Source organism: Planomonospora corallina (assembly GCF_042650625.1).
Lineage (GTDB): Bacteria > Actinomycetota > Actinomycetes > Streptosporangiales > Streptosporangiaceae > Planomonospora_B > Planomonospora_B corallina.
In genome coordinates this window covers 139,801-158,013 of the sequence record NZ_JBHSBM010000013.1, presented here as the reverse complement: position 1 = coordinate 158,013, position 18,213 = coordinate 139,801, and the positions used below count along the sequence as shown (strand labels likewise).

Here is an 18,213-nt window from a genome sequence, read left to right as displayed (position 1 = left end):
GGCCCGCGACGGTCATGGCCCGGCGGGAAAGGGCCCGCCGGGCACACTAGGCTTGCGCCGTGACCACCCCTCCAGAACAGGATCGTCTGCACGCCCAGCTCACCTTCGCCATGGAGATCGACAAGCTCCGGCGCATAGTCCGCCGCAACACCCTGATGGACGGGTCGCGGCGGGAGAACGACGCCGAGCACTCCTGGTACGTCGGCATGTTGGCGATGGTCTTGGCCGAGCACGCCCCGCCGGGGACCGACCTGGACAAGGTCATCGCGATGCTGCTCGTCCACGACATCGTCGAGATCGACGCCGGCGACACCTTCATCTACGACTCCCAGGCCGTGGAGACCCAGCTGGAGATCGAGCGCAAGGCCGCCGACCGGATCTTCGGGCTGCTCCCCGAGGACCAGGCGGCGCGGCTGCGGGCGCTCTGGGACGAGTTCGAGGAGCGCAGGACCCCCGAGGCCAGGTTCGCCAAGGCACTGGACCGGATCGCGCCGATCCTGGCCAACCACCACAACGAGGGCGGCACCTGGTCGCTCTACAAGGTGACGGCGGATCAGGTACTGGAGAAGGTGAAGATCATCGAAGAGGGGTCGCCGACCCTGGGCGCCTACGCCACCGAGATCGTCGAGCTCTCCGTCCACCGGGGGCATTTGGCGCGTGCATAACGCGGTTCCCGGGTAGGTCCCTATGGGTCGAGAGGGGGCGATGGTGAAGGAATCAGTCCAGACCGGACGCCGAAGCTTCAGGAGCCTGGCATCGACGATCGACATCGTCGGTCCGATCGAGCGGTCGTCAAGGCTGGACCGGCCGATCCGCAGCCTGGCCAAGGCCGTGCGCCGCAGGATCGGCCCAGGACGCCTGCGCGACCTGCTGCACGGCGTGCCCACCGGAAAGCCCCTTCACCCTCCGCTCGTCACCTTCGTCGTGGGCTGCTGGGCCGCGACATCGGTGATCGACCTGACCCGGACCGGCTCCCGCGCCGCGCGGACCGTCCTCACCGCCGGACTCGGCGCCGCGCTCCCCGCGGTCGCCTCGGGCATCACGGACTGGTCGGTGATCCACCGCGAGCAGCAACGCGTCGGCTTCGTGCACGCGATCACCAACCTGACCGCCTTCGGCCTGTACGCCGGCTCGCTCGCGCTCCGGGTCGGCGGGTACGAGCGGGCCGGCCGGATGCTGTCGTACGCCGGGCTGGGCGCGGCGGGCCTGGGCGGCTTCCTCGGCGGCCACCTGTCCTACCGGCAGGCGGTCGGGGCCAACCACGCCGACTCGGTCACCCACCTGGTCCCGCTGGGCTGGTACGACCTGTGCCCCCTCAACGACCTGCCGAACGGCCGGCCGGTGGCCCGGCGACTGGGCTACATCGACCTGTTCGTGCTCCGGGTCGACGGCGAGGTCACCGTGCTCGCCGACCACTGCCCCCACCTGGCCGGGCCGCTGCACCAGGGCAGGCTGGTCGCCGAGGGCGGGGCCGCCTGCGTGACCTGCCCCTGGCACGGAAGCACCTTCCGGCTCTCGGACGGGGCCGTCGTGCACGGGCCCGCGACCGCGCCCGTACCGGCCTTCGACACCCGCATCCGCCGCGACGGCATGATCCAGGTCCGCCCCGCCCAGAGCTGACCCGGACGCCGGCGTCAGTGACGCCGACGTCAGTGACGTCGGCGCCGGTGACGCCGGCGTCAGTCGTCGGAGCCGCCGTCCGCGGGATGCTCGACCAGGGCGAGGACCCGGCTGGACATGAAGCGCGCGGTCCGCACCGCCGTACCGCTCCGGGTGACCTCGCTCACCTCGACCACGCCGCCGCGGCGGTTGGCGATCTCCACCCGGCGGCCCGCCCTGGTCGCGGCGACCTCGTACGTGCGCGAGGAGTCCCCCGCGTCGATGACGATCTCTACTCTGTCGCCCTTCATGCCGGATTCATACCCATACAGGGTAGGTTTTATCCGTACACCAGTTTGACAATGGCCGCGACGCCGACGCAGACGATGAACCCCCGGAGCACCGGGGCCGGGAGTTTCCGGCCCACCCGGGCGCCGAGATAGCCGCCGATCGTCGCGCCCACCGCGACCAGCCCCACCGCCCGCCAGTCGATCTCGGCCATGGGGAACAGGTCCAGCGCGTCGGCCGTGATGAACAGCGCCGCGGCGATCCCGTTCACCAGGAGCGAGAGCACGTTCTTGGCGGCGTTCACCCGCTGCAGCTCCTCGTCGAGGAAGATGCCGAGCAACCCGATGAGCAGCACGCCCTGGGCCGCGCCGAAGTAGCCGCCGTAGATCCCGGCTCCGAAGACGCCGAGCCAGAGCCAGGGGCCGCCGTGCGGGCGGGCGTGCTCGCGCCGGGCGTTCAGCCAGCCGCTGAGCCTCGGCTGGAGCACGACCAGCACGCACGCCAGGCCGATCAGGACCGAGACGATCGCGGTGAAGGTGCGCTCCGGCAGGGAGAGCAGGAGCACTCCGCCGATGAGGGAGCCGAGCAGCGAGCCGGTCCCCAGCCGGACCAGCCGGTCGCGCTGACCCTTCAGCTCCGCCCGGTAGCCGAGCGCCCCGGTCAGCGACCCGGGCACCAGCCCGATGTTGTTGGAGACGTTGGCCACCACCGGAGGCAGCCCCACCGCCACCATCGTGGGGAACGTGATCAGCGATCCGGAGCCGACGACGGCGTTGATGCCCCCGGCCCCGATCCCGGCCGCGAAGATCGCGGCCGCCTCCCACGGCGTCATGCGCGCCCTCCTCACTCGTACGGCTCGCGCCCGCTGACGGTGCACGGCACTCACCGCACCTTAGGAGGAGGACGGCCGTCACCGGGGAGCGGGGGTCTCCTTTCCCGTCCCGTCCGCTCCCTCCGCACCGGGCGCCCCACCGGCCGGGGCTCCGGCCGCGTCGGCGGCGTTCGCGAACAGGCCGCCCAGCCCCTCCAGCGCCCGGCCCATCTCCGAGGGGACGATCCAGAGCTTGTTGGCGTCGCCCTGGGCGATCTGCGGGAGCATCTGGAGGTACTGGTAGGCCAGGAGCCGCTGGTCGGGCTTGCCCTCATGGATGGCCCGGAAGACCATGGCGATCGCGTCGGCCTCGCCCTTGGCCCGCATCGCCCTCGCCTCGGCGTCGGCCTGGGCCCGCAGCACCGCGGCCTCGGCCTCACCTCGCGCCGCCAGGACCGCGGCCTGCTTCTGGCCCTCGGCCGTGAGGATGGCCGCCTGCTTCTGGCCCTCCGCGGTGAGCACCGCGGCGCGCTTGTCGCGGTCGGCGCGCATCTGCTTCTCCATCGAGTCCTGGATGGAGGCCGGGGGGTCGATCGCCTTGAGCTCGACCCGGTTGACCCGGATGCCCCACTTGCCGGTGGCCTCGTCGAGGACGCCGCGCAGCTCGCTGTTGATCTCCTCCCGGGAGGTCAGCGTGCGCTCCAGGTCCATGCCGCCGACCACGTTGCGCAGTGTGGTCACGGTGAGCTGCTCCACACCGACCAGGAAGTTGGCGATCTCGTAGGTGGCGGCCCGGGGGTCGACGACCTGGAAGTAGATGACCGTGTCGATGGAGACGACGAGGTTGTCGGAGGTGATGACCGGCTGCGGCGGGAAGGAGACGACCTGCTCGCGCAGGTCGATCGTCTCCTTGATCCGGTCGATGAACGGGACCACGAGGTTCAGCCCCGGCAGGAGGGTGCGGTGGTATCTCCCGAGCCGCTCCACGATGCCCGCCGTGGCCTGGGGCACGATGCGGACCGTCCGGAACAGGGCGAAGGCGGCGATGGCCACCACGACGAGGGCGGCGACAAGCGATGATCCCATTGGCCACTCCGGGCGGTCGAGTCAAATGGATCTCTCGTCACCTGGAATGGTATTTCGTTTCACTCCTCGCCAGTGGGCCGAGTCACATTTCGGTTCAGAACTGATGCGCCCGGGCGTACCACCGGCCGTCGAGGCCCCGCTCCAGGTTGAGCGGGAGGCCGAAGGTGCGCGAGAGGTTGTCGGCGGTCATCACGTGGTCGATCGGGCCCTGGGCGACCACCGAGCCGTGCCGGAGCAGCAGGGCGTGGGTGAAGCCGCTGGGCACCTCCTCCACGTGGTGGGTGACCAGCACCATCGTCGGCGCCTTCGGGTCGTGCGCCAGGGTCGACAGCCGGCGGACCAGGTCCTCCCTGCCGCCCAGGTCCAGCCCGGCGGCGGGCTCGTCCAGCAGGAGCAGCTCCGGGTCCGGCATCAGCGCCCGGGCGATCTGCACCCGCTTGCGCTCGCCCTCGGAGAGCGTGTTGAACCGGCGGCGGATCAGGTGGGCGCAACCGAGCTGGTCGATCAGCTCGACCGCCCGGGTGACGTCGTGCGAGTCGTACTCCTCCTTCCAGCGGCCGAGGATCGCGTAGGAGCCGGTGAGCACCAGGTCGATGACCTTCTCCTCCGGCGGCACCCGCTCCGCCAGCGCCGCGCTCGCCAGCCCGATGCGCGGGCGCAGGTCGAACACGTCGGTCTGGCCCAGCCGCTCGTCCAGGATCTCCACGACGCCCTCGGTCGGGAACAGCATGGCGCCGACCACCTGCAGCAACGTCGTCTTGCCTGCCCCGTTGGGACCGATGACGACCCACCGCTCGTCCTCGTGGACGGTCCATTCGATGTTCCGCAGCAGGACCGCCCCGTCCCTGCGGACGGTGACGTCCTGCAACCGAAGCACCTGACCGCCCATGCGCCACGCCTCCTTGATAATCGTTCGCTCAAAACCTATTGCAGGACGAGCGCATATCGTGGATCGGTGCACCCTGATTCACCGATCTCCGCCACGCTGGTCTGCTGGGGCAACGCCTGGCTCTCCGGGCGGACCGGTCTCGACGAGGCCGCCGACCGCGTGGAGCGGCAGGCCGGTCCCCAGCTCGCCGCCACCGCCGCCGGGGACGTCCCGCTCCGGAGGCTCCTCGCCGACCTGCGGGGCGAGGAGCTGTCGGCACTCCGCCTGGCCCTCCCCGTCGCGGGCGACCCGCTCGGGCTCACCGGACCGCCCCCCTTCAACTCCGCGGCCGTCGACGCCGGACAGGCGGCGATCGCCGTACTGCCCGGCCGGTGCCTGGGGCTGGTCCCGGCGCCGGACCGCCGCGGGTCATCGTACGCCGGGGTGCGCTGGAGCCTCTTCGAGGCCTCCCCCGCGGTCCCCGACCTGCCCTCCCTCGCCGAGGCCGAGCAGGCTCTGACCCTCACCATGCGCGCGGCCGCCGACGCCCTGCTCGGGGTGGAGGGCCCGGTCCAGGGCCGGCGCCCGGTCAGGGCCGACGACGAGGGCCTCGCCCCCGGCTATCCCGCCCGCGCCCACCGGGTCGCCGCCCTGGCCTCCCGGCTCGCCGCGGTGCTCCGGCTCGCCGACGACCGGGGTCTCACCTCGGGCCAGGTCGCCGTCCGGAGCCAGGCCCTGCGCGACCTCGACCGCGCGGTACGGCGTGCGCGCGTGGCCGCCCACCATGCCATCACCGAGCTCGTCTGACCACGCGCAGGAGCACCCGCCGCCCCGTCCCCCCGACCGGGCCGTACGGCCGGGGCGGCAGGGGCGCCGTGGAGGGCGGGTCGGGGGCGGGCCAGGGGGCGGGTCAGATGGCGAAGGCCTCGGCGAAGCGCTCCAGCAGCACGGGGTCGCCCTGGATCCGCACGGCACCGGTGGCGACGGCCTCCCGCGGAGTGATCTCCCCCGCCATCAGGGCCTTGATCGCCATGCCGGTCTCGATGACCAGGTCCGCGTCCGGCAGCGGGCCCTCGCCGGCGCTCAGCCCGCCGTCGGCGACGCACACGTGGAAGACGACCTCGCCCATGCGCACCTCGTAGCGGGCGTTCAGACCGGTGGCCGCCGCGGGACAGAAGGTGTTGCGCATCGCCAGGACCATCGAGGCCGGCGTGACGACCTCTCCGGGGCGGGGCTCGCCCAGCGACCGGGCACCCCACCGGCTCAGGTGCATGACGGCCTCCTCAAGGTCGCGGCCGTAGTCGGTCAGCTCGTAGACCACCGAGCCGTCGGGGCGGGGCAGGACGCGGCGGTGCACCACGCCGGCGGCCTCCATCTCCTTCAGCCGGGCCGACAGGATGTTGGTCGGAATCCTCGGCAGCCCGTTGCGCAGGTCGGTGTAACGCCGGGGGCCGACCAGGAGATCCCGGATGATGAGCAGCGCCCAGCGCTCGCCGACGATCTCCACCGCGCGGGCGAGCCCGCAGTACTGTCCGAACTCACGCTTCGCCATGCTTCGAATTTTATGCCATACATCAGTTGACATAGCTAGCTTGTTTTTAGCAAGCTTGCTTCAGCGAGACGGCGGGACGGCAGTCCCGGTGAATCCCTGACGACGCAGAAGGCGAGAGCCGCCTCCGGCGGCGCCGTCTCCAGCCCTCTCGAAAGGACGCACTCATGCGCAAACTCAAGCTCCAGGTCCAGACCACCGTCGACGGCTACATGGGCGGCCCCGGCGGCGAGATGGACTGGATGCACTTCCCCTGGAGCGACGACCTCAACGCCTACCTCGACGCGCTGACCAAACCGGTCGACACCATCGTGCTGGGCCGCAAGCTCGCCGAGGGCTTCATCCCCGCCTGGGAGGCCGGCCCCGAGGGCGAGCCCCAGGAGACCATCGACTGGATGAACGACACCCCCAAGATCGTCGTCTCCGGCTCCCTCACCGAGTCGCCCTGGAAGAACGCCACCGTCGTCGGCGGCGACCTCGCCACGGCCATCGGCGAGCTCAAGGCCCGGCCCGGGGGCGACATCATCACCTACGGCGGCTCCACCCTCGCGCGGAACCTCATCGCCGCCGGCTTGGTCGACGAGCTCCACCTCATCGTCAACCCGACCGCGATCGGCACCGGGCTGCCCGTCTTCCCCGCCACCGGCGACGTCCAGCGCTTCCGGCTCGCGGGCACTCAGCCGTTCGAGTGCGGCATCACCGCGCTCTGCTACGCGCCGGCCCACTCCTGACCCCGCCCGCTGACGCGGAGGGCGGAGACCGGCCGGCACGGCCGCAGCATCCCGCCCGTGTCAGCGCGGCCGAAGGCACACGAAGGCATCTGCCGAGCAAGCCCGCAGCAGGCCCGGCACCGAACCGAGAGGCAGAATCCATGCGCAAGCTCATCGAGTCGACCTTCGTGACGCTGGACGGCGTCATCGAGTCACCGGAGAAGTGGGGCTCACCGTACTGGGACGAGGAGCACTCGGCATACGGTGACGCGCTGTTCTCCTCCTGCGACGCCCTCCTGCTGGGACGCGTGACCTATGAGGCGTTCGCGCAGGTGTGGCCGAAGATGGAGGCGGCCGGGGACACCGACGCCGCCCGGATGAACGCCCTGCCCAAGTACGTCGCCTCCCGGACCCTGACGGAGACCACCTGGAACGCCACCCTCCTGGAGGGCGACGTCGCCAAGGAGGTCGCCAGGATCAAGGAACTGCCCGGGCAGAACATCCTGAAGTACGGCACCGGCGAGCTCGACCACACGCTCCTGGAGCACAAACTGGTGGACGAGTACCACTTCTGGACGTTCCCCGTCGTCGCCGGAGGCGGCCGGCGCCTCTTCGACGGGATCGACACGACCCATCTGAGGCTGGTGCGCTCCACGCCGTTCGCCTCGGGCCTCGTCGTGCTCGTCTACGAGCCCAAGCCCTAGACCGGGCCACCGCCCAGCCACCGCACGACGGCCGGGCGGCGTTCGCCCACGTCCTCACTCTCAGGCCAGGCCGTGCCGGACCGCGTAGAGCGCGGCCTGGGTCCTGTCCTGCACGCCCAGCTTCATCAGCACGTTCGAGACGTGGGTCTTCACGGTCTTCTCCGCCACCGCCAGCTCCCGGGCGATCTCCCGGTTGGAACGGCCCGCGGCGAGCAGCGCGAGCACCTCGCGCTCCCGGTCGGTCAGCGGCGCCACCGGAGCCGCCGCCGGCCCGGACCCGGGCGGGGCGGCGGCCCCGGCCAGCATCGCCTCGGCCGCCTCGGGGGCGAGCAGCACCTGGCCGCCGTGGACCGCCCGGATCGCCTGGACCAGCGCCGCGGGCTCGACGTCCTTGTAGAGGAAACCCGCCGCCCCGGCCCGCATGGCCGGCGCCACGTCCCCCCGGTCGGTGACCGAGGTCAGCACCAGCACGCGCGGCGTCAGCCCGCGCTCGGCGAGCCGGGCCAGCGTGCCGGGACCGTCGAGGACCGGCATCCTCAGATCGAGCAGGAGCACGTCCGGCGCGAGCGACTCGGTGAGCTCCACCGCCTCGGCCCCGTCCCGGGCCTCCCCGACCACCTCCAGGTCGTCCTGGAGGTCCAGGAACGTGCGCAGTCCCTGCCTGACGACCGGGTGGTCGTCGGCGACCAGCACCCGGATCATCCCGCCTCCCCGCCCGCCGGAGCGCCGCCCCCGCGGCCCGCCCTCCCCCCGCCCGCCGTACGGGCGTCCGTGCGGATCATCCCGTGGGCACCTCCAGCCGCACCAGCGTGCCGCGCCCCGGCTCCGAGACCACCCGCACGCTCCCGCCCAGCGCCTGGGCCCGGTCGCCCATCGAGGCGATGCCCAGCCCGTGTCCCGAGACCGCGGCGGTGTCGAACCCGGTCCCGTCGTCGTGCACCTCCATGACCAGGCGCCCCTCCTCGCAGCCCAGCCGTACGGCGACCGCCTCCGCGGCCGCGTGCCGGGAGGCGTTGTGCAGCGCCTCCTGGGCGATCCGCAGCACGGCCGCCTCGGTCTCCGGCCCCAGCGCGCACACCTCGCCCTCCTCGAAGGAGAACGAGGCCGGGTGGAGCCGGTCCAGCAGCCGGACGTGCTTGCGGAGCGTCTCGGCCAGGCCGTGGCGGTCGAGCTCCGCCGGGCGCAGCTCGACGATGACCGCGCGGAGCTCGGCCAGCGCCTCCCCCGCCAGCCGCTCCACCCGCTCCAGCTCCCCCAGCGCCCGGCCCGGGTCCCGGGTGACCAGCGAGGCCGCCGCCTGGGCGGTGAGCCGGAGCGAGAACAGCTTCTGCGTCACCGCGTCGTGCAGCTCCCGGGCCATCCGGGTGCGCTCCTCCACCAGTGCGAGCTCCCGGCTCCGCTCGTAGAGGCGGGCGTTGGTCAGGGCGATCGCGGCGTGCGCGGCGAACATCGTCAGCAGCCGCTGGTCGGCCTCGGTGAACCCGCCCGGGGTGCGCTTGTTGGACAGGAAGACGATGCCGAGCACCCGGTCGCCGTCGCGGATCGGCACCCCGAGGAAGTCCTTCAGCACCGGGTGGGCGCGCGGCCAGGAGTCGAAGCGGGGGTCCCGGCGGATGTCGGGCAGCCGGACCGGCACGCCCTCGCGGAGCATCGCGCCGAGCAGGCCGTGCTGGCGGGGCGCCGGCCCGATGGCCTCCCACTCCTGTTCGGAGATGCCCTCGGCGACGAACTCGGCGAACGCCCCCTCGTCGTCGGGCACGCCGAGCGCGGCGTAGCGGGCGTCCAGCAGCCGCTGCGCCGAGCGGACGATGACCTGGAGCACCTCCCGGACCGACAGGTGCCTGGTCACCGCGAGCACGGCGGAGCTCACCGCGTGCAGCACGTCGTCCCGCTCTCCGTCCATGGAGGAGACTCTAGGTGGCCGGGCCCACGCTCCACCTCCGCCGCCGGACCTAGGCCCATCGGCCCGTGCCGCCCCCGTCCCACGCCCGATGTGCGACACCATGCCCGGTTCCTACCGTCGGGGCATGACGACGAAGACCGCACTCATCACCGGCGCCTCCCGCGGACTCGGCCTGGCGCTGGCCCGCGCCCTGGCCGCCGACGGCTGGCGGCTCATCCTCACCGCACGGGGCGCCGAGGCGCTCCACGCCGCCGCCGGCGGGCTCGGCGCGCTCACCCTGGCCGGTGACGTCGCCGACCCCGCCCACCGGGACCGGCTGGCGGCGGCCGTACGGGACCACGGCGGACTGGACCTGCTGGTCAACAACGCCTCAGGGCTGGGCGCGACGCCTCTGCCGCCGCTGGCCGGCTACCCGCTCGCCGTACTGGAGGACCTCCTGCGGACCAACGTGCTCGCCCCGCTCGCCCTGATCCAGGCGGTCCTGCCGAGCCTGCGGGAGCGGCGCGGCGCGATCGTCAACGTCTCCTCCGACGCCGCCGCGGCCGCCTACGCGGGCTGGGGCGGGTACGGCGCGACCAAGGCGGCGCTGGACCAGCTCTCCAACGTGCTCGCGGTCGAGGAGCCCGAGGTCGCGGTCTGGTGGGTGGACCCGGGCGAGATGAACACGGCCATGCTCGCCGAGGCGGTCGGCGAGAAGGAGGCGTCGGCGGCGCCCGGCCCCGAGGCCGTCGTCCCCGCGCTGCTCCGGTTGCTCTCCGGGCGCCCGGCGAGCGGGCGGGTGATCCTCCCATGACGGACGCGACAGGCGTGACGGACGCACCGGACGGGCTGGAAGCGATGGACGCCGCGGACGTGACGCGCACCACGGACGCGATGGGCACCGCAGACGCGATGGGCACCGCAGACGCGATGGGCACCGCGGACGCGATGGGCACCGCGGAGGTGATGAGTGCGGACTTCGTGCTCCCGGCCGAACTGGAGGCGCGCCGCCCGCCGGAGGCCCGGGGGCTGGCCCGGGACGGGGTCCGGCTGCTGGTCGCGCACCGCCGCACCGGACGGGTGGAGCACCGCCGCTTCACCGGCCTGCCCGACCTGCTCAGCCCCGGCGACCTGCTCGTGGTCAACAACTCCGCCACGCTCCCGGCCGCGGTCCGGCTGGACCGGCTCGCGGTGCACTTCTCCACCGAGCTGGCCGACGGCGCCTGGCTGGTCGAGCTGCGCCGCCGTACGGCGCGGGCCAGCGAGCCCTACACCGGCGGCGCGCCCGGCGAGTGGCTCCCGCTGCCCGGCGGCGCCACCCTGCGGCTGCTCGAGCGCCGGACGCCGCGGCTCTGGCGGGCCCGGCTGGACCGCGGGGTCCCCGGCTACCTGAGCCGGTACGGCGTGCCGATCCGTTACTCCTACGTGGAGGAGGACTGGCCGCTGCCGGCGTACCAGACCGTGTTCGGGGTGGTCCCGGGAAGCGCGGAGATGCCCAGCGCCGGACGGCCGTTCACCACCGGACTGGTCACGGAGCTGGTGGCGCGCGGGATCGGCGTCGCACCGGTCACGCTGCACACCGGCGTGGCCTCCCCGGAGAAGGACGAGCCGCCCTATCCGGAGCGGTTCGAGGTGCCGGAGAGCACCGCGCGTCAGGTACGGCTGGCCCGGGAGACCGGCGGACGGGTGATCGCCGTCGGCACGACCGTGGTCCGGGCTCTGGAGACGGCCGCCCTGGGCGGCGGCTCCCCGGCGCCGGAGACACCGGCCGGGGACGGCGGGCTCCATCCGGTGGAGACGGCGGCCGGAGCCGGCGCGGTGGAGACACCGGCCGGGGACGGCGGGATACGGGCGGCACGCGGCTGGACCTCGCACGTCGTCACCCCCTCGACCGGGGTACGGGCGGTGGACGGCCTGCTCACCGGCCTGCACGAGCCGCGCTCCAGCCACCTGATGATGCTGGCGGCGATCGCCGGGCGGGAACTGCTCTCCCGGTCGTACGAGGAGGCGCTGCGGGAACGCTACCTCTGGCACGAGTTCGGCGACCTCCACCTGATCCTCCGCTGACCACCGCGCCCTGCCCGGTCCGCCCGGACGCCCGGTGGCCCGGACACGGAGACGCGGAGACGCGGAGACGCGGAGACGCGGAGACGCGGAGGCGTGGAGGCGTGGTCCCCGCCAGGCGGGCGGCGCCGGCGCTACCGCGGGCCGGCCGGATCGCCCTCCCGGGCCGTGCCGACGACGTCGCGGTGGAAGTCGCGGATGTGCGCCTCCACCAGGCGGCTGGCGCGCTCGCCGTCCCCGGCGGCGACGGCGTCGTAGATGGCGTGGTGCTCGGCCCGCAGCCGGGCGGCGACGGCCTCCCAGTCGCCGATCCGGTGGAAGGCCCCGAGCAGGGTGTGCCGGACCGCGTTGCGCACCGCGACGGTCATGTCGGCGATCAGGCGGTTCCCGCCGGCCTCCGCCACGGCCACGTGGAAGGCGGTGTCGTGGTCGTTGAACCGCTCGCGGGGCAGTCCGGGCTCGTCCATGCGCGCCAGTTCGGCGCGCATCCGGGCGAGGTCCTCCTCGGTGGCGCGTCCGGCGGCCAGGCGGGCGCTCGCGCTCTCCAGGGTGGCGCGCGACTCGACGACGTCGTCGAAGGGGAAGTTCGCCAGGGCGATGTGCAACCGGAGCAGCTGGGTGAGCCCCGCGCTCGGCATGGCCGTGATCACGCTTCCCGAGGACGGTCCCGTGCCCACCCTGGAGCGGAGCACCCCCTGGGCCTCGAGGACCCGCAGGGCCTCGCGCACCGCGGCCCTGCTGACGCCGAGCAGCTCGACCAGCTCGCGTTCCGGCGGGAGCCGGTCTCCCACCCGCAGGCTTCCGGCGAGGATCTGCTCCTCGATCCGGGCCAGCACCAGTTCGAAGGTGCGGAAGCGCGGCACCGGCTCCCACTCCGCCGCCTCACCCATGAGTCCCGCCCATGCCCGCCTCGCCCTCGTCGTTCCGCACGGCCCTTCCCCGGACTCGCCTCTCGCCCCGCACCCGCGCCGGTCCGCGGCGGCACGCCGTACGGCTCGCGGAACCGGGGCACCGGTGCCCCGGGGCACGCCGAGCCTAGCTTGAGAAGCCCGGAGATTGGTCAGACCAAACAGAGGCTCCCTGGACAGGGAGACATGCTCCTGCTTAGCTGAGCGGGCCGATCTATGGTCTGACCAAACACAGAGGGCCGCATGCACCGACTCCGTCCCGCTCCCGTCCCCCGTCCCGCCTCCGCCGGGCGCGCGGCCCGCGAGGGCCGGTTCCCGGAGACGGACCCGGGCATACTGCTCTACCCGCAGGTCCGCGTCGCCCCGCGGACGCTCCCGCGGCCGTGACGCGCACCGGAGGGATCATGCGGATCGCACTGTTCATCACCTGCTTCAACGACACGATGTTCCCCGAGACGGGGAAGGCCGTGGTGCGGCTGCTGGAGCGGCTCGGCTGCACGGCGGACTTCCCCGCCGGCCAGACCTGCTGCGGCCAGATGCACTTCAACACCGGCTACCAGCGCGCCTGCGTGCCGCTGGTGCGGCGCTTCGCCGAGGTCTTCGCGGGCTACGACGCCGTGGTGACCCCGTCGGGGTCGTGCGCCGCCATGGCCCGCGAGCACCACCCCCGCGTGGCCGCGATCTCCGGTGATCCGGACCTGCCCGCGGTCGTGGAGACGGCTCCGCGGGTCTACGAGCTGTCCGAGTTCCTCGTGGACGTGCTCGGCGTCACCGACGTGGGGGCCTACTTCCCGCACCGGGTCACCTACCACCCCACCTGCCACTCGCTGCGCATGCTCCGCGTCGGCGACCGGCCGCTCGCCCTGCTGCGGGCCGTACGCGGCATCGACCTGGTCGAGCTGCCCGAGGCCGACCAGTGCTGCGGCTTCGGCGGGACGTTCGCGGTGAAGAACCCCGACACCTCGGTGGCGATGTGCGCCGACAAGGTGCGGCGCGTGCTGGACACCGGCGCCGAGGTGCTGTGCGCGGGCGACAACTCCTGCCTGATGCACATCGGTGGAGCCCTCTCCCGGCTCCGCACGGGCGTGCGGACCCTGCACCTGGCCGAGATCCTCGCCTCCACCGAGGCGGGAGCCGACCTCCCGGTCCGGCCCGCCGGGGAGGTGACGCCCCGGTGAGCAGGCGGACGTTCCTGGGCATGCCGGCGTTCCCCGCCGCGGCCGGCCGCGCCCTCGCCGACACGCAGCTGCGCCGCAACCTCGCGCACGCCACCCGGACCATCCGGAACAAGCGGGCGGCCGTGGTCGGGGAGCTGCCCGACTGGGAGGAGCTGCGCGAGGCCGGGCGGGCCGTCAAGGAGCGCACCCTGCGCCACCTCGACACCTACCTGCTCCAGCTGGAGGAGAGGGTGACCGCCGCGGGCGGGCGGGTGCACTGGGCGCGCGACGCCGAGGAGGCCGGCCGCATCGTCGTCGACCTGGTCCGGGAGACCGGCGAGCAGGAGGTGGTCAAGGTCAAGTCCATGACCACCCAGGAGATCGGCCTGAACGAGGCGCTGGCCGCCGCGGGCATCGCCGCGTACGAGACGGACCTGGCCGAGCTGATCGTGCAGCTCGGTGACGACCTGCCCTCGCACATCCTGGTCCCCGCCATCCACCGCAACCGCGCCGAGATCAGGGAGATCTTCCTGCGGAACATGGCCGCCTACGGCGTGCCCGCGCCCGACGGCCTCACCGACGACCCCGCCGCGCTCGCCGCGGCGGCCCGGACCCACCTGCGGGAGAAGTTCCTGCGGGCGAAGGTCGGCGTCTCCGGCGCCAACTTCCTGGTGGCCGAGACCGGCACCGCCGTCGTGGTCGAGTCGGAGGGCAACGGCCGCATGTGCCTGACCCTCCCCGAGACACTGATCTCCGTCGTCGGCATCGAGAAGGTGGTCCCCACCTGGCGGGACCTGGAGGTCTACCTCCAGCTCCTGCCCCGCTCCTCCACCGGCGAGCGGATGAACCCGTACACCTCGACGTGGACGGGCACCGCCGCAGGCGACGGGCCGCGTGTCTTCCACCTCGTGCTGCTGGACGCCGGCAGGACCGGCGTGCTGGCCGACCGGATCGGCCGCCAGGCGCTGAACTGCATCCGCTGCTCGGCCTGCCTGAACGTCTGCCCCGTCTACGAGCGGGTCGGCGGGCACGCCTACGGCTCCGTCTACCCGGGCCCGATCGGCGCGATCCTCGGCCCGCAGCTGCGCGGCACCGCCTCGGAGACGGAACGCGCCCTGCCGTACGCCTCGACGCTCTGCGGCGCCTGCTACGACGTCTGCCCCGTGAAGATCGACATTCCGGAGGTCCTGGTCCACCTGCGCGCCCGCGTCGTGGAGGGGTCCTCCGGACGCCGGAAGGCGCTGGAGCGGCTGGCGATGGGCGCCGCGGGCTGGGTCTTCGCCGCCCCGTCGCGGCTGGCCGCCGCGCAGCGCGCGGGCTCCGCCGCCGGGCGGCTGCTCGCGCGGCGCGGCCGGATCGGGCGGATGCCGGGACCGCTGTCGGCGTGGACCGACGCGCGGGACGTCCCGGCGCCGCCGAAGGAGAGCTTCCGGGCCTGGTGGGACAGGACGCGCCCCGGATCCGGCGGGAGAGGGTCCATCGGACCCATCGGACCCATCGGACCCATCGGACCCATCGGACCCATCGGACCGGAGACCCCGCCCGGAGGCCGGGGTCCGCGCACCGGAGGTGACCGATGAACGCGCGTGAGGAGATCCTCGGCCGCATCCGCCGTGCCCTGGCGGACGTGCCGGAGACCGAGCGGCCCGAGGACGTGCCGGTGCCCCGGCGCTACTCCACCGGCGGGACCCCGCCGCCCGGCTCCGCCGAGGCGGTGGCGCTGCTCACCGATCGCCTGGTCGACTACCGGGCCGCGGTGCGGACGGCGGGCCCGGGGGAGGTCGCGGGAGCGGTCGCGGAGGCGCTGTCCGGGGCCCTGGCCGCCCGGGGCGCCGGCGGGGTGGTGGTGCCGGAGGGCTTCCCGGCGGAGTGGCGGGCGTGGCCGGCCTCCGTGCGGGTGCTGCACGACGATCCGCCGCTGCCCGTCGACGAACTGGACGCGGTGGCCGGGGTGGTCACCACGGCCGCCGTCGCCGTCGCGGCCACCGGGACGCTGGTCCTCGACTGCGGCCCCGGCCAGGGGCGGCGGGCCCTCACCCTGGTCCCGGACTACCACCTGTGCGTGGTCCGGGCGGAGCAGGTCGTCTTCTCCCTGCCGGAGGGGCTGGCCCGCCTGGACCCGTCCCGCCCGCTGACCTTCGTCTCCGGCCCGTCCGCCACCAGCGACATCGAGTTGCGCCGGGTCGAGGGCGTGCACGGCCCGCGCACCCTGGAGGTCCTCATCGTCGTCTGACCCGGAGGGTCCCGCTCCCGGGCGGCTCCCGAAGGGCGCCCTTCCGGCCGAGGCGGCCTCGGTCCGGAGGTCCCGGTCCGGAGGTCCCGGTCCGGAGGTCCCGGTCCGGAGGTCCCGGTCCGGAGGTCCCGGTCCGGAGGTCCCGGTCCGGAGGTCCCGGTCCGGAGGTCTCGGAGGACGGCCTCCCGGCACGCCCTGGACCACCCGGACACGGGCGGGACAGGTGCGGTGAGCAGCGTGATCATCCATCTGCAAGAGAACTTCAAGTCGATCACGCCATGATCGGGCCGACGAACCACCTTCAAACGGGAGAATTCATGCGCCGGCCCCTGACCGCCCTCGCCGCCTTCGCCATGGCGGGAGGTCTGCTGCTCGCCCCCCAGACCGCCAACGCCCAGACCGCGGGCGTCACCCCGCCCGTGGCCGGGGTTCAGGAGACGCCCCCGCTCTCGCCGCTGAAGGTGACCGCCTACTACCCGCGCCGGGTCTACGCGGGCCGTACGATCACCTACACGCTCAAGATCAAGAACGTCGGCAAGTGGTACACCGACATCGCCTACGTCGCCGGTGAGACCCCCAAGCAGGCCTACAAGGTCCGCGTCACCGGCCCGAAGGGCTCCTACTGCGAGGCCGACGCCGACAAGCGCGAGATCGGCTGCCTGCTCGACCGGCTGGACGCCGGCGAGTCGGCCACCGTCAAGGTCAAGGTCTGGCTGCGGAGCAGCGCCCGGGGCACCGCGACCGCCGAGTTCGCCAGCGCTTCGATCGACGTCCCCGCGGGCGGCATCGACACCCTGGACATGTACGGCCTCGAGACCGGGGTCGACCTGAAGTACGTGAAGGTCAAGACCAAGATCGTGCGCCGCTAGCCGTACACCGGCACGGCGGGGAGCCCCGTTCCCGCGCGGCCGGGGCTCCTCCGCGGCGGTCCGGGCGGAGCCTTCCGGGAGCGGGCTCCGGACGGCGGCGGGTGTCCGCATGCTGAACCCCGTGTCCGGGCGTTTCCCGGGACGGATAGCGTAGACACCGATGAACCAGCGCACGCTCCTGATCACGCTGACCGGCCCCGACCGTCCGGGCGTCACGTCCCGGCTCTTCTCCGTGCTGGCCGGTTTCCCCGTCGCCGTGGCCGACATCGAGCAGGTCGTCATCCGCGGCCGGCTGACCCTCGGCGTCCTCGTCGCCCACACCGGCGACGCCCCCACCGGAACCGGCCAGACCCTCGGCGCGCTGTGGACGGCCGTCGAGCGCGTCGCGGAGGACCTCGGCATGGAGGTCCAGCTGGCCACCGGCTCCGACACCAAGGAGAAGCGCCGCCGCGGCCGGCTGCACGTCAGCGTGCTCGGCGCGCCGCTGCTCCCCGCCGCGATGGCGGGCATCACCGGCCGGATCGCCGCCTCCGGCGCCAACATCGACCGGATCGAGCGGCTGTCCAGCTACCCGGTCACCTGCATCGAGCTCGCCGTTTCCGGCGCCGACCCGGACGCGCTCCGCGCCGAGCTGGCCGTCGAGGCGCACGCGCAGCAGGTGGACGTGGCCGTGCAGCGCAGCGGCCTGTACCGCAGGGCCAAGCGGCTGATCGTGATGGACGTGGACTCCACGCTCATCCAGGCCGAGGTGATCGAGCTGCTGGCCGCGCACGCGGGCTGCCTGGACGAGGTCGCCAAGGTCACCGAGGAGGCGATGCGCGGCGAGCTCGACTTCGCCGAGTCGCTCCGCCGCCGGGTGGCGCTGCTCGAAGGCCTCCCCGAGGAGATCTTCACGAAGGTCAGCAAGGAGATCGTGCTCACCCCCGGCGCCCGCACCCTGGTGCGCACGCTCAAGCGGCTCGACTACCGGTTCGCGATCGTCAGCGGCGGCTTCACCCAGCTCACCGACGGCCTCGTCAGCGAGCTCGGGATCGACTACTCCGCGGCCAACACCCTGGAGGTGGTGGACGGCGTGCTCACCGGGCGGGTGGTCGGCGAGATCGTGGACCGCGCGGGCAAGGCGCGGGCCCTGGAGCGCTTCGCCCGCCAGGCGGGCATCCCGCTCAGCCAGACCGTGGCGATCGGCGACGGCGCCAACGACCTGGACATGATCGCGGCGGCGGGGCTGGGCATCGCGTTCAACGCCAAGCCGGTGGTCCGCCAGGCCGCCGACGCCGCGGTGAGCGTGCCGTACCTCGACTCGATCCTCTATCTGCTCGGCATCTCCCGGGCCGAGGTCGAGGCCGCCGACGCCGAGGACGGCCTGGTCGCCAGGGAATACTGACTCCGGCTCCGGCCGGGACTCTCCGTACCGGTTTCCCGGCCCGCAGGACTTTCCGGTCCGCGGGCCTTCCCGGCCCGCAGGACTTTCCGGTCCGCGGGCCT

20 protein-coding genes are annotated in these 18,213 nt (G+C 73.4%); 12 read left to right on the top strand and 8 right to left on the bottom strand.

Annotated elements, in window-relative coordinates; genetic code table 11:
* Positions 1-110 precede the first annotated feature (110 nt).
* Together ACFOWE_RS10000 and ACFOWE_RS09995 are read left to right on the top strand one after the other, a co-directional pair.
* Complete coding sequence (locus ACFOWE_RS10000) at positions 111-665, top strand: HD domain-containing protein (RefSeq protein ID WP_377287125.1); 555 nt, start codon at positions 111-113, stop codon at positions 663-665.
* Between the two features lie 40 nt (positions 666-705).
* Entirely contained in the window at positions 706-1,620 is a 915-nt protein-coding gene (locus ACFOWE_RS09995) for a Rieske 2Fe-2S domain-containing protein (protein ID WP_377286928.1), read from the top strand.
* 59 nt (positions 1,621-1,679) lie between these two features.
* On the opposite strand, the gene ACFOWE_RS09990 is transcribed toward ACFOWE_RS09995, so the two are convergent.
* From ACFOWE_RS09990 to ACFOWE_RS09975, 4 genes are all read right to left on the bottom strand, one after another.
* Entirely contained in the window at positions 1,680-1,910 is a 231-nt protein-coding gene (locus tag ACFOWE_RS09990; protein ID WP_377286927.1) for a hypothetical protein, read from the bottom strand.
* 29 nt (positions 1,911-1,939) lie between these two features.
* Positions 1,940-2,719, bottom strand: a complete 780-nt coding sequence (locus ACFOWE_RS09985) for a sulfite exporter TauE/SafE family protein (RefSeq protein ID WP_377286926.1) — start codon at positions 2,717-2,719, stop codon at positions 1,940-1,942.
* A 78-nt stretch (positions 2,720-2,797) separates the two neighbouring features.
* Positions 2,798-3,784 (bottom strand): SPFH domain-containing protein, encoded by a 987-nt coding sequence (locus ACFOWE_RS09980; protein WP_377286924.1) that lies wholly within the window; start codon positions 3,782-3,784, stop codon positions 2,798-2,800.
* A 94-nt stretch (positions 3,785-3,878) separates the two neighbouring features.
* Complete coding sequence (locus tag ACFOWE_RS09975; RefSeq protein ID WP_377286923.1) at positions 3,879-4,673, bottom strand: ABC transporter ATP-binding protein; 795 nt, start codon at positions 4,671-4,673, stop codon at positions 3,879-3,881.
* Between the two features lie 66 nt (positions 4,674-4,739).
* On the opposite strand from ACFOWE_RS09975, the gene ACFOWE_RS09970 reads away from it, so the two are divergent.
* On the top strand, positions 4,740-5,459 hold the full coding sequence (locus ACFOWE_RS09970) for a hypothetical protein (protein ID WP_377286922.1): 720 nt from the start codon (positions 4,740-4,742) through the stop codon (positions 5,457-5,459).
* A gap of 103 nt (positions 5,460-5,562) precedes the next feature.
* On the opposite strand, the gene ACFOWE_RS09965 is transcribed toward ACFOWE_RS09970, so the two are convergent.
* Positions 5,563-6,204, bottom strand: coding sequence for a winged helix-turn-helix transcriptional regulator (locus tag ACFOWE_RS09965; RefSeq protein WP_377286921.1), 642 nt, complete (start codon positions 6,202-6,204; stop codon positions 5,563-5,565).
* Positions 6,205-6,368: 164 nt separating this feature from the next.
* Between ACFOWE_RS09965 and ACFOWE_RS09960 the strand changes: the two genes are divergently transcribed.
* Both ACFOWE_RS09960 and ACFOWE_RS09955 read left to right on the top strand, forming a co-directional pair.
* Positions 6,369-6,932: a dihydrofolate reductase family protein gene (locus ACFOWE_RS09960; RefSeq protein WP_377286920.1), complete on the top strand. Its 564-nt coding sequence runs from the start codon at positions 6,369-6,371 to the stop codon at positions 6,930-6,932.
* 140 nt (positions 6,933-7,072) lie between these two features.
* Positions 7,073-7,615 carry a dihydrofolate reductase family protein gene (locus ACFOWE_RS09955; RefSeq protein WP_377286919.1) on the top strand — a complete coding sequence of 181 codons (543 nt, stop codon included), beginning with the start codon at positions 7,073-7,075 and terminating at the stop codon, positions 7,613-7,615.
* A gap of 60 nt (positions 7,616-7,675) precedes the next feature.
* Here ACFOWE_RS09955 and ACFOWE_RS09950 read toward each other — a convergent pair whose 3' ends face one another.
* Positions 7,676-8,317 (bottom strand): response regulator, encoded by a 642-nt coding sequence (locus ACFOWE_RS09950; RefSeq protein ID WP_377286918.1) that lies wholly within the window; start codon positions 8,315-8,317, stop codon positions 7,676-7,678.
* Between the two features lie 76 nt (positions 8,318-8,393).
* Positions 8,394-9,518, bottom strand: a complete 1,125-nt coding sequence (locus ACFOWE_RS09945; RefSeq protein ID WP_377286916.1) for a GAF domain-containing sensor histidine kinase — start codon at positions 9,516-9,518, stop codon at positions 8,394-8,396.
* A 124-nt stretch (positions 9,519-9,642) separates the two neighbouring features.
* Here ACFOWE_RS09945 and ACFOWE_RS09940 point away from each other — a divergent pair, with 124 nt between their 5' ends.
* Both ACFOWE_RS09940 and ACFOWE_RS09935 read left to right on the top strand, forming a co-directional pair.
* Positions 9,643-10,311, top strand: coding sequence for an SDR family NAD(P)-dependent oxidoreductase (locus tag ACFOWE_RS09940; RefSeq protein ID WP_377286915.1), 669 nt, complete (start codon positions 9,643-9,645; stop codon positions 10,309-10,311).
* On the top strand, positions 10,308-11,564 hold the full coding sequence (locus tag ACFOWE_RS09935; protein ID WP_377286914.1) for an S-adenosylmethionine:tRNA ribosyltransferase-isomerase: 1,257 nt from the start codon (positions 10,308-10,310) through the stop codon (positions 11,562-11,564). Before ACFOWE_RS09940 ends, ACFOWE_RS09935 begins: the two co-directional genes overlap by 4 nt.
* Before the next feature lie 131 nt (positions 11,565-11,695).
* On the opposite strand, the gene ACFOWE_RS09930 is transcribed toward ACFOWE_RS09935, so the two are convergent.
* The gene (locus ACFOWE_RS09930; protein WP_377286913.1) at positions 11,696-12,451 is read right to left on the bottom strand and encodes a FadR/GntR family transcriptional regulator; all 756 of its coding nucleotides are present in this window, start codon (positions 12,449-12,451) and stop codon (positions 11,696-11,698) included.
* Positions 12,452-12,873: 422 nt separating this feature from the next.
* Between ACFOWE_RS09930 and ACFOWE_RS09925 the strand changes: the two genes are divergently transcribed.
* The 5 genes from ACFOWE_RS09925 (at position 12,874) to serB (ending at position 18,112) form a co-directional block, all read left to right on the top strand.
* Positions 12,874-13,647 carry a (Fe-S)-binding protein gene (locus ACFOWE_RS09925; protein ID WP_377286912.1) on the top strand — a complete coding sequence of 258 codons (774 nt, stop codon included), beginning with the start codon at positions 12,874-12,876 and terminating at the stop codon, positions 13,645-13,647.
* A gap of 20 nt (positions 13,648-13,667) precedes the next feature.
* Positions 13,668-15,206 carry a LutB/LldF family L-lactate oxidation iron-sulfur protein gene (locus ACFOWE_RS09920; protein WP_377287124.1) on the top strand — a complete coding sequence of 513 codons (1,539 nt, stop codon included), beginning with the start codon at positions 13,668-13,670 and terminating at the stop codon, positions 15,204-15,206.
* Positions 15,203-15,859 (top strand): LutC/YkgG family protein, encoded by a 657-nt coding sequence (locus ACFOWE_RS09915; protein ID WP_377286911.1) that lies wholly within the window; start codon positions 15,203-15,205, stop codon positions 15,857-15,859. Before ACFOWE_RS09920 ends, ACFOWE_RS09915 begins: the two co-directional genes overlap by 4 nt.
* Before the next feature lie 317 nt (positions 15,860-16,176).
* Positions 16,177-16,728 (top strand): hypothetical protein, encoded by a 552-nt coding sequence (locus ACFOWE_RS09910; RefSeq protein WP_377286910.1) that lies wholly within the window; start codon positions 16,177-16,179, stop codon positions 16,726-16,728.
* A gap of 160 nt (positions 16,729-16,888) precedes the next feature.
* Positions 16,889-18,112 (top strand): phosphoserine phosphatase SerB, encoded by a 1,224-nt coding sequence (gene serB / locus ACFOWE_RS09905; RefSeq protein WP_377286908.1) that lies wholly within the window; start codon positions 16,889-16,891, stop codon positions 18,110-18,112.
* Positions 18,113-18,213 lie beyond the last annotated feature (101 nt).